We start from the raw sequence: 17,050 nt of genomic DNA on the forward strand, positions 1-17,050 counted from the left end.
GACCTTATGGAAAAGACGTAATCTAACCGTATTTCAATGAGAAGCCTGCTCTTCCTTCTGGGGTTGAATCTGATGGTAGTTTTTGCCTTCGCACAACCCAAACGATCTGTTCACCCAGTCAGGGGCTTGCAGGAAGATCTCATTTTCAAACGGTATGGTAGTGCCGAAGGTCTGCCGGATAATCGGGTTCGTTCGTTTCTTCAGGATAAAAAAGGTTTTTTCTGGGTAGGAACCATGAACGGACTGGCCCAGTACGATGGGTATCGGTTTCGGAAATTTTACAAAAATAAAGACGCCATTGCGGGCAACTGGGTGTATGATCTTTGCGAAGACTCGCAGGGCTTCATCTGGATTGGAACCCGGGAAGGACTGAGTCGCTTCGATCCTCGTCGGGAAACGTTTGAGAATTTCAGAAATAATCCCAGCGACCCGACCTCACTTTTTTGTAATCAGATTAATGCCCTGGCCGTAGATACGCAGGGGAAGGTATGGATCGGAACACCCCAGGGATTAAGTGTCTGGAATTCAGCTAGTCGGCAATTCCAAACGATTCAGACGTATCCGTTGAATCGTCCCATTCGGCGGATCATCCGTTCGCAGGGCGATTACCTCTGGGTGGCGACCGCAGCCGGTCCCGTTCGGTACAACAGCCGCAGCGGCCAGCACACATTTTATCCTTTTTCGGTGCAGCCCAATGCATATGGCGATCACTTCTGGTCTTTATTGGAAGACAACCAGCACTTGTATCTGGCTACGGGCGGCAATGGTTTATGGCGGTTGCCCTACGATTCCGTTACTAAAAAATACGGCCCGTTTGAGCCGTTGAACCACTTCCCCAGCCAAACCCTGGAACGCACGCAGATTTTTGACATCTGTAAATCTCCCGACGGTGCCTTTTGGTTAGGAACCGATCAGGGCTTGGCCCGATTAACCCAGTTGCACACGCCCCAGGCTCAGCTTCAGTGGTACCGCACCAATGCGAGCAATCCCCAGAGTTTGAGTAATAACCTGGTGTATCGGCTGTATCTGGATCGAACGCAGGTACTCTGGTGCGGTACTGAGCAGCAAATGAGTGCACTCGACCTGAGCTTATTGCCTTTCCGGTCGTTCTCTTTTTCAACGGGATTAGCAGATAATCAGGTTCGTAGCATTGCTACCGATGCCCAAGAATCGGTCTGGCTGGGCATGAGTAAAGCGGGTCTGTACCGTTATTCCTTACTCGACGGATCTACGAAAAAATACGAGTTTGATACGCCTTTCTGGAACGATCATCGAGCTCTGCTGGTCAGCTCAGCAGGAGACGTATGGATGGGAACCCTCGGCGGAGCCCTGCGGCTGAAGAAAAACCAGCAGATTGAAACCGAACTAAAGGGAGCCGCCGTTTTCTGTTTGCTGGAAGATTCCCGGAAAAACATCTGGCTAGGAAGTAACCAGGGGCTTTACCGTCATGGTTTTGACGGCACGAAAGTTTGCGTTCGATTAGGGAACACGGATACGGAATTCATTCGCTCCCTGACCGAAGATCAATCGGGCAAGCTGTGGATTGGTTTTGATAACAACGGGCTGGGTCGCTATGATCCGGTTACGGGAGCCTTTGAACGAGTGCAGGGAACGGATTCTGATCGCCTGGGCACGGCTATCTACACGCTGGTTGAGTTCCCTAAAAATGTGATCTGGGCAGGCTCCGAGTCAGGACTGCATCGGATTCAGCGGAAAGCTACCGGGCAGTACCAGATTCAGACCTTCACGGAAAAAGACGGCCTCCTGCATCCTTCCGTCAATGGTATTATTCTGGATAAAAACGGCCTGCTCTGGATTAGCACAATCAAGGGACTCATGCGTTTTGATCCTGGCTCGGGCCGTTTTCAAACGTTTTTGCCGCATCAGCATTTCAATTATAACGTCATTACCCGCCTCAAAAACAACGCACTCGTCTACGGCTTAACGAACGGCTTTCTGTATTTTGATCCGCTTCAATTAAGCCGTCAGGTGCTACCTCCGAGGGCGGTTCTGACGGATTTTAAATTGTTTAGTGAAAGGGTAGGCATTGGCGAGGCAATCAATGGCGATACCGTTTTGAATCAATCCCTTCAGCAAACGCGAGCGATTACGCTCAATTATAAAAATAACGTATTCAGTATTGATTTTGCAGCTCTGGAGCTTACCAATCCCGAGGGAGCCAGGTATGCCTACCAGATGGAAGGTTTTGATAAAGCCTGGATTAACGTAGACCCGCAGCATCGTTCGGCTACCTATACCAACCTCAGTGCCGGGACCTACGTTTTTCGGGTAAAAGTGGCTAATAGTTACGGCGAGTGGAGTCGGCAACCCGCCAGCGTAACGCTTACCATTCTGCCGCCGCCCTGGAAAACCTGGTGGGCCATTGCGGGGTACATTCTGGTCTTTCATGGGTTAATGTTCGTCTTTATTCGTCACTTGCTTGCCCAGGCTCGTCAACGGGATGCTCTGGCCTTGGAACAGGCTGAAAAAGAGCAGATTAAAAACCTGAATCAGCTGAAGCTTCGTTTTTTTACCGACATTTCGCACGAATTTCGGACGCCCCTTACTCTGATGGCCGGACCTATTGAAGATCTCATCAGTAACCCGGAAGTAAAAGGAACCATCCGGGAAAAAGTGAGTATGCTTCAGCGAAACAGTCGTAAGCTTCTGCAACTCATTGAGGAGTTAATGACCTTCCAGAAACTGGAGCAGGGTAAAATTACCCTTCAGCTTCAGTCGGTAAAACTGCTGGAATGGCTGAATGAAATCTATCAGAACTTTATCCCGCTGGCTCAACGCCAACAGATTCGCTTTGAATGCATTAGGCCAGATGCGGAAGTCTGGGTAATGATTGATCCTTTGCAAATGGAAAAGGTGATGAACAATCTATTATCTAACGCCTTTAAATACACGCCTACGGGTGGGACAATCCGGCTGGAAGTTTCTATCTCAGGGGAAGATCGGGTTTGTCTGAACGTGCAGGACTCGGGTAGTGGACTGAGTGCAGAAGAGCAGAGCCACCTGTTCGAGCGTTTTTACCAGTCGGACCCTAATAGGGGCGGCTCGGGAGTGGGATTATCGCTGGCGAAAAGTCTCATTGAGCTACACGGTGGAGCGATTACCGTATCGAGTCAGCCGCATGTACAAACCAACTTTACGGTCTGGCTGCCTTTGCAAATGAAGGCAGAAGAAAAAGACTTACAGCCTTTGGATATTGGCATTCCTGTTCCTATTTCAGTTCCTGAAATGGTTCCTAATTTGGTTTCAGATCAGGAACTGCCTGAGTTGTTAGTAGTAGATGATAATGAGGAGATTCTGGATTTCCTTCAGCTCCTGTTTCAGCATCAGTATCGCATTCATCGGGCCCGTCATGGGCAGGAAGCTCTGGACTATCTACAGCAGCATGAGCCTCAGGCCATCATCAGCGATATTATGATGCCCGTAATGGATGGACTGGAGTTGTGCCGACAATTGAAAAGCAGCCTCCATACCTGTCACATTCCGCTGGTTTTATTAACGGCCCGCACACGGGTGGAAAGCGAAATGGAAGGGATTGGGGTAGGGGCGGACGAATATCTGGCCAAACCCTTCCACCCGGAATTACTACGGGTTCGGGTTCAGAAGTTGATTGAAAGTCGGCAGCAGCTCATTCGGAAATACCAGTCAGCCGAAGAAATAGCTCCGCAAGCGTTAACCCGCAATCCGCTTGATGAGGCTTTCCTGCAAAAGGTAATCTCGTCCATTGAGCAAAACTTGAGTAATGAAGAATTCAGCGTGGAAGACCTCGGCGATTGCGTGTGCATGAGTCGGAGTAACCTCTTCCGAAAACTGAAAGCCCTGACGGGTCAGACGCCGCTGGAATTCATTTATTTCATTCGACTCAAACACGCCATGAACCTGTTACTGAAACGCCGTCACAGCATTACCGAAATTACGTATGAAGTCGGCTTCAAGAATCCGTCTTCGTTCAGCAAATCTTTTCGCAAGCAGTTTGGCAAAGCCCCCACCGAATACCTTCAGGACCTGATTGACCGTCAGGTGCACTAAGGGCTTGGCACTACTGCGTTTTTTAGGAGTTACTCATGCATTCAAGCCCCGGTTCGGGGCTTTTTTCATTTAAATGGGTCTAAAAACGCGAAAAAGCAACATTTCCACTAGTGTCTGCAACATCTCGGCCCACTCCGCGACTTGGTGAGAGGCTACATTTGCTCAGTCATTATTGAATTTTATGAAGATAAAATATCATCATAAATAGTCGATTCAAAAGGGGCTAATGACGCTCGTCAAGACTTACACCGTTTATCTAAACTTATTTTTATGCGATTACTCATACCTTTTTTAGTGTTGTGGTTCGTTCCTTTGCTGGGGTCAGGTCAGGAACTTTCCCTGAAGGGTCGGGTCACGGCTGAGGGTGGTCAGGGCTTACCCGGGGTCAACGTAGTAGTGAAAGGCACCAACATAGGCACCTCTACCGATGCGGAAGGAAGGTATCAGCTCCGGCTTCCTTCGGGGGACGGAACCCTGCTTTTTTCTTCCATCGGTTACATTAAACAGGAGGTACCTCTAGCCAACCGGACCACTATTGACGTAACGTTGTTACCCGATGCTCAGGCCCTGAACGAAGTAGTGGTAGTGGGTTATGGCGAACAGAGCCGCAAATCTCTTTCAACTGCTGTAAGCTCCGTATCCTCCAAACAACTGAAAGATATTCCCGTAGCCAACCCCGCCCAGGCTCTGGCCGCTCAGGTGTCAGGAGTGAACATCACCCAAACGGGTGGTCAGCCGGGAGCGGCTCCGGTCATTCGTATTCGGGGAGTAGGTTCGCTCGGAGCGGGTAATAGTCCGCTTTACGTAGTAGACGGGTATCCGCTGGCCAGTGCGGATAACTTCAATCAGATCAATCCTGGCGATATCCAATCCATAGAAGTATTAAAAGATGCGGCGGCGGCGGCCATTTACGGCTCCCGAGGAGGAAATGGCGTGATCCTGGTGACGACCAAACGCGGCGAAGTGGGTAAACCCCGAATCACGTTTAATACCTTCGCGGGCGTGCAAAATCTGGCCCGTAAAGTTTCATTGATGAACAACCAGCAGTTCATTGATTTCTCCAGAGAATCGGCGATCAATGCCGGGCTTAAGTATTACGCTTTTTACGACAATCCGCCCAGCGATTTGCCTGAAACCGACTGGCAGGAAGCCATTTATCGTCAGGCATTCATGACTCAGCAGGAGCTATCGGCTTCGGGTGGAAGTGAGAAAGTACGTTACCACGTCTCGGGTTCTTACCTCAAGCAGGAGGGCATTCTTAAAGCGACCGGATTTGAACGGTTTACGCTACGGGCTAACCTGGAAATGCAACTCTCCAAACGCGTTCGAGCTGGCGTAGTACTGGCTCCCTCTCTTACGAATACTCAGTACCAAACCGTTGCTGGTACTAACGATGCCTCCATCATTGCCGTGGGAACGGACCCCATTGCGGCGGCTCTGGTGATGCCTTCGCTGTTTCCCGAACGCCTGCCCAATGGCGATTATGCCAACACCAATAATTATCCATTGACGCAGGGAGCTAATTCCATCTCGCCTAACTTCAGAGGTCCAACGGTTCAGTTTGATCAGTACCGGGATCGGGGCAGCAGTCCCAGGTTTTTAGCCAACTCTTTCATCGAATGGGAATTGATACCGGATCTGACTGCTAAAACCAGCTTTGGCGTAGAGTACAATACGGATACCCGTAATCAGTTTGTGCCCGCCACGATGCCCTCCAACACGGCCCCCACGGCAAACCTGAGTAACCCACTGGTAAATAACATTGCTGCCGCCAAACGGATGAATACCAGCTCCAACTGGCTGTGGGAAAACACGCTGCATTACCGTAAAACTTTCCACGAAGACCATACCTTCGATGTTCTGGCTGGTTATACAGTGCAGTCGGCCACGGGGTCCGGGAATGTGATTACGGGAGTAAATGGCAGTTTCATTAACGATCTGATTACGAATGTGAGCGGAGCCGGAACGACTACAGCGACGAATACTTACTCTCAAAACAATCTGGTATCTTATCTGGGGCGGGTTAATTATAGCTATCAGGATCGGTACCTCTTTTCGGCGGCTATTCGTCGGGATGGTTCTTCCCGCTTCGGAGCGAATAATCGCTATGCTACCTTCCCGTCGGTATCTGCTGCCTGGCGACTTTCGGAAGAAAACTTCATGAAATCAGTAACCCTCATTAGTGATCTGAAAATCAGAGGTAGTTACGGGCTAACGGGTAATAATAACATTGGGAATTACGCTTCCCAGAGTTATGCGACCCAGGCCAATTATTCTTTTGGCTCAGGGGCCGGGGCTCGTACGTATGGGTATGCGGCTACGAATATTGCCAACGCCAGCCTCACCTGGGAAACGAACCAGCAGACGGATTTGGGTCTGGAGTTAGGTTTGTGGCAGGACCGGATTTACCTGACCGCAGATGTGTACCAACGGCTCACGACGGGTCTGTTGAATAACCGAAATGTTCCGGCTCTGGTTGGAATCGCAGGCTCGGTGCTGGAGAACATCGGGAAAATAAGCAATAAGGGGCTGGAGCTTTCCATTACATCGCGGAATGTAAGCGGCAAATCCCTGAGCTGGACTACCAACGGTAATATCTCCTTCAATCAAAACCGAGTGCTTTCGCTGGTGAATGACAAACCCATTTACTACAGTGCGGGCGGCTTTACGAATTACGCCATTGTTGAACCGGGGAAGGCTCTGGGAGAATTTTACGGCTACCGACAGATAGGTGTCTTCAAGGATCAGGCCGAGGTAGATGCCGGAGCCGTCTGGGCCAGTGGAGGCTCAAAACCCGGAGATATCAAGTACGAAGACATCAATGGAGATGGCCGAATCAATGCGTCGGATTTAACCTATTTGGGTAACCCGCTGCCGAAATTCATTTACGGACTCACCAATACCCTAACCTGGAAAGGATTTGATCTGAACGTCATTTTGCAAGGCTCGCAGGGAAATAAAATCTGGGCTCAGTGGTTGCGATCGGGTTACTTTTTCAACGGCAACGCCAATACCATTACGGACGTAGCCAATCGCTGGCGGTCAGCCAGCGATCCCGGCAATGGCTGGCAGCCCCGGGCTACGAACACCCCTTCGGGTGGAGCCAACAACCCGTCGAGTCGTTACGTATACGATGCTTCGTTTCTTCGTATCCGCACGGTATCCCTGGGGTATACCCTTCCTTCCCTCCTTACCAAACGCTGGAAAATCGAGCAGGCTCGTTTGTACGTGAGCGGTCAGAACCTATACACCTTTACGAAATACATCGGGTATAACCCCGAAGCCAATGATAACGGAAACACGACTGCCCCCACGTACGGCTATGATTCGGCTTCGTATCCATTAGCCCGCACCATTACGGTGGGCATAAACCTGGGTTTTTAACCGTGCCAATTTTTAATTCTATGAAACGTATCCTGTTTATTACTAGTCTACTGATGGCTTGTTTAACGGCCTGTCAACAAAATTTTCTGGAATTAAGAGATCCAACAAAGATCCCAACGGAAAATTTATTTACGTCCGCTTCGAATGTGGCGGCTGCCGTAACGGGCGTATACAGCCAGTTACAACCCATTTATAACAATAGCTATTTCGTATTCGGGGAAATGGCCAGCGATAATGCCTACGAACCCGTCTCTGCCAATGCCCGGTATTTCTTCTCCATTTTTGGAGTCGAGGAAAACAACCCGAACCTGCAAACCATGTGGACGGATAGTTACCGCTGCATCAGCCGGGCCAACACCGTGCTAGCTCATGCGGGAACGGTCGCTATGGATACGACCTTGCGTAACCGCTACCTGGCCGAGATGAAGTTTATTCGGGCTTTAAACTACTTTAATCTGGTACGCATCTGGGGAGCGGTGCCGCTGGTAACGGAAGATTTAGGAGCGGACTATCAAAAGGCCTATACTTATGGCCGAACGCCTGTCAACGAAGTATATGCCCAGGTTGTCAAGGACTTGCAGGAAGCTGCAACGGCTCTGCCCGTGACGTATTCGGCTGGAGATCTGGGGCGGGCTACTCGTAGTGCTGCCAAAGGCTTGCTGGGGAAAGTGTATTTAACCCAGGGGAATTATTCGCAGGCCGCCGCCGTACTGGGGGAGTTGATTCCCGGCACGCCCACGGCGGGCAATCTGGCCAGCGTACATGCCTTACTGACGACGAGTTTTGAGGATGTTTTTTCGACGGGTAACGAAATGAATAAGGAAATACTCTTCGCGGTGCGGTATCTGTCGGGAGGCATCGGGCTGGGCAGTGGATTTGCCAGCAATTTTCTTCCTACCTATTCTGGAACGGATATTATCAAAGCGGGATTATCCGGCGGCCCGGTAGTGCGGCAGGATCTGGCCACTGCCTTTCCGGAAGGGGACCGTCGCAAAGCCCTTTCGGTTGGTTATTACACCAAAGGAAACAGTGCCGCGACTTCCGATTATTACACCCGTAAATACATTGGCAACGGGGCTCCCTTTGCTCGCAATGATGGCGATAATGACTGGATTGTACTTCGGTACGCGGATGTATTGCTGATGTACGCGGAAGCCCTCAATGAATCAGGATCATCAACCACTGCTTTAACCTATCTTAACGCGGTTCGGAGCCGGGCGGGGCTGGCCGCTTTAACCACTAGCAGCCCGAGTGAACTCCGCCTGGCCCTGGAAAACGAACGTCGCCTTGAACTCAGTTACGAAGGGCACCGATGGTTTGATCTGATCAGAACGGGCCGTTTATTACCCGTAATGAATGCCTTTTATGAGAAGTACGCCAAAATAGCTTCTACCCCACAGGTTCCTAATAATGGCTTATTTGTCAATAGTGGGGGTAGCCTGGTGCAGGTACAACCGTATCAGGTACTCTTTCCCCTGCCACTGGCTGAGTTGCAGTATAGTTCACAATTAACTCAGAATGACGGCTATTAAAACACAGCCTGGGTTCCGTGGCTTGCTGCCCTTGAACCCAGACTTACTGATTTTTCATATGCGTATCCGTAGTACACTACTCATTTACTGGCTCCTGATTCCCGGTTTAATTCTGGCTCAGCCCAGTTCTCTAAAGCAAGCCCAACTGGTTAAAGTCCGGGCGGGATTGCCTCACTTTTTTGAAAAGATCAAAACGAAGGAAAAGGTGCGGATAGGGTATCTCGGCGGAAGCATTACCGAAGCCAGTGGGGGTTGGCGAGACCAGTCTCTGCAATGGTTACAGAAGCAGTATCCGCAGGCCACGTTTACGGGAATAAATGCCGGCGTTGGAGGGACGGGCTCTGATTTAGGCGTGTTCCGGGTAGAACCTCAGGTCTTGGCATTGAAACCAGATTTGGTCTTTGTGGAATTTGCAGTGAATGATCAGGGGAAGAAACCGGAGCAGATTTACCGGGCCATGGAAGGCATCGTAAGAAAAATCTGGCGGCAGAATCCGGCCATTGACATTTGTTTCGTCTATACCCTGACGGCTGATCTGGCTCCCTATTACCAGCGGCAGGAACTGCCACCGGCGGCTTTGGCGATGGAGGAAATTGCGGAGCACTACGACGTTCCGGGCGTTTGTCTGGGGCTGGAAGTGGCCCGGCTGGCTCAGGAAGGGAAACTGATTTTTAAAGGCAAACCGGAAGAGCATCCCCAACAACTGGTATTTTCGGCAGATAACGTACATCCTTATCCAGAGACGGGTCAGGCTCTTTATACCCAGGCTTTGGGAGCAGCTTTGCGTAAACTGGCTTCGGTACAGAAAAAGGAAAGAGCTTTTGTGATGCCCGCTCCTTTCGTGGCCGATCATTGGGAAGCTGCCCGCATGGTGCCCCTCGACAGGCTTGCCCGGCACGGTAGCTGGCAGGTCATAAAACCCGGCACGGATTCTGTTGCTTACCTGCTTCGCAATCGGTTTTCGTACTTGCTAAAATCCACACAGCCGGGCGATTACCTGGAAGTACGCATGAAAGGGCTGGCCTGCGGTCTGTATGACGTCGTAGGGCCGGGTTGCGGCTCCTATGAATGGCAAATGGATCAGCAAACGCCCCAACTCATTCCTCGGTTCGATTCGTACGCCACCTATTACCGATCCCATTTCTTTGTCATGCCAACGTCCCCCGAGCAGGCCCACGTCATCCGGTTTCGGATTTCCGGGGAGAAACTGAACAAGGCCGACATCCTCAGCAAAAGAAATCAACGCATGGATGATAGCCGCCGCTTTGAAGAAAATGCCGGGTACGCAGGTCAGCTTTTACTGGTGGGTGACCTGATTCCTTAGACCGCATCCCATGAAAAAAACGTATCTAACGCTAGTTTGTATCCTGGGCATTTTAATGGCCAATGCCCAGCAACGGGGTAATAAACCCGAGCGGGAAGCCTGGTTCATGGATCTGGGCTTTGGGATGTTCATTCACTGGAGTCTGGATGCTCAGGTGGGAGCCGTCATTAGCCACTCCATGGCCGGAGCCTCCTCGGACTATCTCCGGCGATTTACCACGGAATTACCTAAAACCTTCAACCCAAAGAAGTTTGATCCCGAAGATTGGGCGGTGCTGGCCCGATTGGCAGGCATGAAATACGTCGTTTTTACGGCCAAGCATCACTCAGGATTCTGCCTGTGGAATACGCAAACGACTGCGTTTCAGGTCATGCAAACGCCTTTCGGGCGAGATATACTTCGGGAAGTAATGGAAGCATTTCGAAAGCAGGGCATTGCCATTGGGTTATACTTTTCTCCAGAAGACTTTTACTTTCTGTATCAGCATCAGCTTCCCATCGGACGCTTGCAACATCCGCAACATTATCCGGCCCAGAACCCGGCTTTGATGGCTTACGATAAGCGTCAGCTCAAAGAGTTACTGACGCAGTACGGGAAAATTGATCTTTTGTTTTTTGATGGACCAGCCGAGGGGCTGAAAGAATACGCCTGGCAACTGCAACCCGAACTAGTGGTTACCCGAGGACAGATGAATACCCCCGAACAAACGCTGCCCGACCAGCCGATTCCGGGTCCCTGGGAGGCTTGTTTCACCATGGGGACGGACTGGCAGTATAAGCCTACCAATGATCCTCATAAATCGGGTACGGAAATTATCCATATGCTGATTGAAACACGAGCCAAAGGCGGAAATTTACTCCTGAACGTAGGACCTAAACCCAATGGAGAAATTCAGATGGAACAGGAAGCTTTATTACGTGAAATAGCCCTGTGGCAATTGGTAAATCAGGAAAGTGTAGACCACGTTCGACCCTGGCCGCTGACCCGGGAAGGCCCTTACTGGTTTACCAGGGCTCGGGAGCCGAATACCGTTTATGTCTTTGTTCCCGGAGGAAAAGAGTGGAAATACGGCGAAAGAAAAGATTTTGTGTTTCATACCCTGGAAGGCACCGCTCAGACTCGCGTGGAAGTGCTGGGTTATGCCAGCGAATTAGTGGAATATCGACAGGGATTTGATGCCCGGTTACTGGTGCAGCCCACTAGTATGGGTTTGGCGGTTAGTGCCGTAAACGGACAGCGACTCTATACCAATAACCAGTGGCCTAATCCGGTGGTACTAAAAATTTCGAACGTAACCTATAAACCAATCCAAACGCAGGATAAACGCGATGTCATAGACGGGGCTCATTAACATTTTTCTTTACTGGATTTAAAGCTAACGTTTTAAGGGGTAATCGCTTCTAGGTTCGTTTCTTCTGGCATAAAGGAAGGGACGAATCTAAAAGCGATTATCCCGTTTTCTTCTCATGCAGAGGGGGTACATCTTTTAGGAGTACAGTTGCTTGAAGCCATCCTTTTCCCTTCAGCTCTTTCTTCTTTGTTGCTCAGCAAAAGAAAATGTTATTGATTTACAAAGTTTTTTTTGAATTTAACTAAGGGTGTTTGGGCATTTCACTGACTTAGTAATAGAAACAGGAAGTCAGGACTCGTCTTCGTGCTTCAGCTATTCAATCGGGTAGTTTTGTCCGTATAACTTTTAGAGCTAACACGCCGGATGCAGTCTTTACCTGAACAAGAACCAACAACCAAAGGGCCTGTTTTTTCCGAAGATAAGGTACCCATCGTGGCTGACAGTGAGCAATTCATTCGACAGGCTTTTGCTCAGGATTCCCGCAAGGGCTACGAGCTTCTATACCGAAGGTACTATAAAGTCCTTTGCAGTCACGCCGTGCGTTACGTGTATGGCCGGGAAGTGGCCGAAGACCTGGTGAGTGAAGTATTCCTGAGTCTCTGGCGAAATCAGTCATTCATGACCATTACCAGCAGCTACCGGGCTTATTTATTTTCAGCCGTTCGTAAACGAGCCTATTCGCATGTACAGGAAGAATTCGGCAGAAGGGGAATTTCTCTGGAACAGCCGGAAGAAACGCTGCCCACGCAGGATGATCCTCAGCATATTTTACAGTACACCGAACTACTCAATCAGCTCGAAAACGGCATTCGGTCTCTGCCGCCCCAATGCCAGCGGGTTTTTCTGCTGAGTCGATTTGAGGGGAAGAAGCACCGCGAAATAGCCGATGAGCTGAATATTAATCAGAAAACGGTGGAAGCCCATTTGCATAAAGCCCTGGAGCATTTACGCCGCATTACGCAAAACGGCTTTTTATTTCTTTTACTCTGGATCAGCTAAGTCGGGAAAAGCCCTGACACTTCTCATACCCACCTATGGAACATCCGGTTACTAAACGAATGGTTTTCGAGCACTTTGCTGGTCGGCTGTCGCCGTTGCAACGACGCCTGATGGAAGAATGGCTTGAAAGACCTCAGCACCAGGAAATCTACTATACCTGGCTGGAAGAATGGGAACATCAGAACTTACAATACGTTGCCGATTCGGAAGAGGCTTTGCGAAAAAGTCTGACTCAATTGGGCGAAATGCCAGACCAGAGGCCCGAAGAAGTAAAGCCCTCCAGGACCTGGTTGACATTCCGGCGGTTAAGCGTAGCGGCTCTTTTGTTACTGAGCCTTTCGGCCTGCTTTTATGCGGGTTTTGATCGTATTTTTTATAAAACGTTTGAAACGGGTTACGGACAGGTCAAACAAATTACCCTGTCGGACGGCACCCTCGTGACGCTTAATGCTCATTCGTCGTTGCAGGTACCTCGTTTCACCTTTCTTGCGAATAGTCGCCGGGCGTTTTTAAAAGGGGAAGCCGATTTTGATGTCAAACACCTCCCAGATCATCAACCCTTTCGCATTACTACTGAGCATAATTTTCAGGTAACGGTACTCGGTACGAAGTTTACCGTTTTTGCCCGTTCCCGAAAGACGCAGCTCGTGCTTAAAACGGGTAAGGTACAGATTGATTATACGAAGGACCATCGCTCGGAAAAGCTACTCATGAAACCCGGCGAGCTGGTCAGTCTGGATCAGAAAGGACGCTTGCAGCGGAAGCAGGTACCGAGTCCGACCCCTTACGATGCCTGGAAAGATCATCGCTATGAATTCAATCATACTTCCCTGGAAGAACTTTCCTATATGTTAGAGGAAAACTATGGTCTGGAAGTGGACATTAAGAACCCGCCGTTGAGAAAGGAAACTACATCGGGGTCCTATCAGGCCCGTAATGCCGATGAATTACTTCAGCTCATTTCCCAATTGTTTGAAATCAACTATAACCGTCAAAACAACCACGTTACGTTCTCTCAATAACTTCTGTAGCTCCAAAAAAGCTTAACCTCTAAATCAGATTTTCTATGAACAGACGCTGTATCTACTTGCTTGGAAGGTATGCGTTGCTGGGCGGACTATGTCTATGGTTTTTCCCTACAGCTTTTAGCCAAACGCTGGCCTGGTTGCCTCCTTCCGTAGTTTCCGGTTCGGCGAAGCAGACGCTTCCCCTCCAACAAGTGCTTCATAACCTGCGGGATTATTATCGGGTGGACTTAATCTATGCCGATAAACTGGTGGAAGGCCAGCACGTGCCCAGCCTTAATTTTTCCCGGTATGCTTCACCGGAAGCGGCTCTGGAAGAGTTATTCAAACCCCTGGATCTGCATTTTCAAAAACTCAAAGCGAAGACGTATATCATAAAGCGTTCTAAAAAAAACGCTTCAGAGAAAGATTCAGCCCATGAATCAGCTTCTACGTCAGAGTTAACTAGGTCACAGGCCTTGGCTCAGGAATCAGTGGTCACAGGCCGGGTAGTAGCCTCCGAATCCAGAGAGGCTCTGGTAGGGGTTTCGGTATTAGTTAAGGGTACGTCGAAGGGGACTACAACCAATGCAGAAGGACAGTTTCAGGTTACCATTCCTTCCCTTCCTGCTACCCTCATTTTCAGTTACGTGGGCTATGAAAAACAAGAGGTTGAAGTCAGCTCCCAAACGAATCTTGACATCGAGTTGAAGCCCAACCCGGAATCGCTCAATGAGGTCGTGGTAATTGGGTATGGACAGGTGAAGAAAAGCGATTTAACGGGTTCGGTCGCTTCGGTCAAAGCATCGGAAATTAATGCTTACCCGACGACAAACATGGTTCAGGCCTTGTCGGGCAGGGCAGCGGGTGTCTACATTTCTCAAAACAACGGCTCGCCCGGCAGTGCCATTAGTGTACGCGTCAGAGGTACTAATTCCATTCAGGGAAGTAATGAACCTTTGTATGTGGTAGACGGCTTTCCTTATTCCGGCAATCCGACTTTACTGAATAACTCGGATATTGAATCCATTGAGGTATTAAAAGATGCGTCTGCTACGGCTATTTACGGTTCGCGGGGAGCTAACGGGGTCGTTCTTATTACCACAAAAAAAGGTAAATCAGGCCGTACCAGCGTCAGTTATGATGGGTATTATGGCATTCAGACGGTTCGTAAAAAACTCGACCTGATGAACGCTCAGGAATACGCCAATTTCTATAATGAACAAGCAACCAATGACGGACTTGCTCCTCATTTTACCGCCGAAGAAATCGCTCAGTTTGGCAAAGGAACGGATTGGCAGGATTTAGTTTTTCGATCTGCTCCCGTGCAAAATCATTCGGTATCCGTGAGCGGTGGGAGCGAGAAAACCCGCTTTACCGTGCAGGGAGGTAACTTTAACCAGCAGGGAATCATTATCGGCAGCAATTACGTAAGAAACTCCTTACGGGCTAACCTGAGTTTTGACCTAGGGAAAAAGTTTAAACTTGACGTTAGCTCCATTCTGAGTAAAATCAAGTCAGATCGGAAGAATTCAGAGAAAGGCAACCGGGGTGGCTCGCTCATTTCAGCGATATTATCGGGCTATCCTACGGCTCCTGCCACAAATCCAGACGGCAGTTATAGCAATCTGGGTCAATACTATGCATGGGGTTCGAATGCCATCATTAATCCCCTTAATTTCATCTATCTGCAAAATGATAAAATTCAGTCCAACAAAGTCTTAGCCAATGCGGCTTTATCCTACGAACCCGTGAAGGGTCTGACTCTGAAGACGATGGCGGGTATTGAAAGTACGGATGATCGGACCGACAGCTTTACGTCCAATCGTTTCGTAAATTCAGTCGGCTCGGCCAGTATCAGTACGGCTCAGATAACTAGTCTATTGAGTGAAAACACGCTGAGTTACGTAAAAAACTGGAACCGGCATTCGATTTCAGCCGTCGCGGGCTTTACCTATCAGGACTATACCTATACCTCATTTGCCACTTCTGGAAGCGGTTTCATTAGTGACATTCAGGAAACATACGACATTGGTGCGGCTGCTACGCAAAATGTACCTAGCTCGTCTTACTCCAAATGGGCGTTGCTTTCGTACCTGGCCCGGGTGAATTATACCTTTAACAACAAAATTCTGGCTACGTTGAGTATTCGCTCGGACGGCTCATCCCGCTACAGCGAAGGGCAGAAATGGGGATATTTCCCTTCGGGAGCGTTGGCCTGGCGGTTGTCCGAAGAAGACTTTATTCAAAAACTTCCCTTTATCTCGGATCTCAAAATTCGGGTGGGTTATGGGGAAACGGGTAACACCGCCATTAGCCCTTACCAGACCCTGAATCAACTTAATTCCGGGAGGGTCGTTTTTGGCGATGCCCTGACTACTTCCTACGCTCCGGGTACCCGACTGGCAGGGCCTTTACGCTGGGAAACCACAGCCCAGAGTGATGCTGGTCTGGACATTGGTATTTTCAACAACCGCTTCACGTTCACGCTGGATTACTACATTAAAAACACGCGTAACCTCTTGAATAACGTTCAGTTACCCTCTTCACTGGGCTACCTGTACACCATTCAGAACATTGGTAAAATTCAAAACAGAGGACTTGAACTTTCAGCCAGTGCCCAAATCCTGCAACAGGCGTTTAAATGGGACGTATCAGGTAATATTTCCTTTAATCGCAATAAAGTCATGAAGCTCTACGGCGGAAACGATATTCTGGGCGATGCCATTAATATTTCCGTCATTAATGATAACATCAATATCATTCGGGAAGGGGAGTCGCTGGGGGCTTTTTATGGCTACGTATCCAAGGGTTACGATGAGAAGGGAATGGTCGTTTACGAAGATTTTAATAACAATGGTATTCGCGATGCGGGTGATAAACGAATCATTGGGAACCCACTGCCCCGGTTTACCTACGGGTTAAATTCGACGATGTCCTTTAAGAACTTTGAGCTTACGCTGTTTCTTCAGGGAAGTCAGGGGAATGACATCTTCAATTTAAGTGCGGTCAACCAGACCAATGATTATGGACAGGCTCTAAACATGCCCCGCGAGGTTTACCTCAACCACTGGACTCCGTCGAATCCTAACGCCAAGTATCCCATCATCCGTACCTCTTCGCAGCCGCAGGTATCCGACCGTTTCATTGAAGACGGCTCTTACTTACGCGTGAAAAACATCCAGTTAAGTTATACACTGCCCGTTTCCAGACTAGAGCTGAAATGGCTTGAAAATGCCCAGGTGTATGTCAGTGCCCAGAATCTATTCACGTTTACCAAGTATTCCTGGTATGATCCCGAAATTAACTCCTATGGTGGATCAAACTCCGTTTTGCTGGGCATTGATCATTATGTATATCCAGTAGCCAAAACCACGACTGTGGGCATTCGAGTTGGTTTTTAATTGAG

The 17,050-nt window shown here is 49.3% G+C and carries 8 protein-coding genes; all 8 read left to right on the forward strand.

Annotation, left to right across the window (positions count from 1 at the left end):
• The first annotated feature begins 36 nt into the window (after positions 1-36).
• On the forward strand, positions 37-4,047 hold the full coding sequence (locus QE390_RS00050; protein ID WP_307140549.1) for a hybrid sensor histidine kinase/response regulator transcription factor: 4,011 nt from the start codon (positions 37-39) through the stop codon (positions 4,045-4,047).
• 270 nt (positions 4,048-4,317) lie between these two features.
• Positions 4,318-7,431 carry a TonB-dependent receptor gene (locus QE390_RS00055; protein ID WP_307140550.1) on the forward strand — a complete coding sequence of 1,038 codons (3,114 nt, stop codon included), beginning with the start codon at positions 4,318-4,320 and terminating at the stop codon, positions 7,429-7,431.
• A gap of 20 nt (positions 7,432-7,451) precedes the next feature.
• Positions 7,452-8,963 carry a RagB/SusD family nutrient uptake outer membrane protein gene (locus tag QE390_RS00060; protein WP_307140551.1) on the forward strand — a complete coding sequence of 504 codons (1,512 nt, stop codon included), beginning with the start codon at positions 7,452-7,454 and terminating at the stop codon, positions 8,961-8,963.
• A 58-nt stretch (positions 8,964-9,021) separates the two neighbouring features.
• Positions 9,022-10,287, forward strand: coding sequence for an SGNH/GDSL hydrolase family protein (locus QE390_RS00065; protein WP_307140552.1), 1,266 nt, complete (start codon positions 9,022-9,024; stop codon positions 10,285-10,287).
• Positions 10,288-10,297: 10 nt separating this feature from the next.
• On the forward strand, positions 10,298-11,638 hold the full coding sequence (locus tag QE390_RS00070) for an alpha-L-fucosidase (RefSeq protein ID WP_307140553.1): 1,341 nt from the start codon (positions 10,298-10,300) through the stop codon (positions 11,636-11,638).
• A 363-nt stretch (positions 11,639-12,001) separates the two neighbouring features.
• On the forward strand, positions 12,002-12,637 hold the full coding sequence (locus QE390_RS00075; protein WP_307140554.1) for an RNA polymerase sigma-70 factor: 636 nt from the start codon (positions 12,002-12,004) through the stop codon (positions 12,635-12,637).
• A gap of 35 nt (positions 12,638-12,672) precedes the next feature.
• Positions 12,673-13,659: a FecR family protein gene (locus QE390_RS00080; protein WP_307140555.1), complete on the forward strand. Its 987-nt coding sequence runs from the start codon at positions 12,673-12,675 to the stop codon at positions 13,657-13,659.
• 44 nt (positions 13,660-13,703) lie between these two features.
• Complete coding sequence (locus QE390_RS00085) at positions 13,704-17,045, forward strand: TonB-dependent receptor (protein WP_307140556.1); 3,342 nt, start codon at positions 13,704-13,706, stop codon at positions 17,043-17,045.
• The last annotated feature ends 5 nt before the right edge of the window (positions 17,046-17,050 follow it).

The sequence above is a fragment of the Siphonobacter sp. SORGH_AS_1065 genome, assembly GCF_030818595.1.
Taxonomy (GTDB): domain Bacteria; phylum Bacteroidota; class Bacteroidia; order Cytophagales; family Spirosomataceae; genus Siphonobacter.

Coding starts and splice junctions, on each gene's coding strand:
- QE390_RS00050 (WP_307140549.1), top strand. CDS start 37: ATGAGAAGCCTGCTCTTCCTTCTGGGGTTGAATCTGATGGTAGTTTTT.
- QE390_RS00055 (WP_307140550.1), top strand. CDS start 4,318: ATGCGATTACTCATACCTTTTTTAGTGTTGTGGTTCGTTCCTTTGCTG.
- QE390_RS00060 (WP_307140551.1), top strand. CDS start 7,452: ATGAAACGTATCCTGTTTATTACTAGTCTACTGATGGCTTGTTTAACG.
- QE390_RS00065 (WP_307140552.1), top strand. CDS start 9,022: ATGCGTATCCGTAGTACACTACTCATTTACTGGCTCCTGATTCCCGGT.
- QE390_RS00070 (WP_307140553.1), top strand. CDS start 10,298: ATGAAAAAAACGTATCTAACGCTAGTTTGTATCCTGGGCATTTTAATG.
- QE390_RS00075 (WP_307140554.1), top strand. CDS start 12,002: ATGCAGTCTTTACCTGAACAAGAACCAACAACCAAAGGGCCTGTTTTT.
- QE390_RS00080 (WP_307140555.1), top strand. CDS start 12,673: ATGGAACATCCGGTTACTAAACGAATGGTTTTCGAGCACTTTGCTGGT.
- QE390_RS00085 (WP_307140556.1), top strand. CDS start 13,704: ATGAACAGACGCTGTATCTACTTGCTTGGAAGGTATGCGTTGCTGGGC.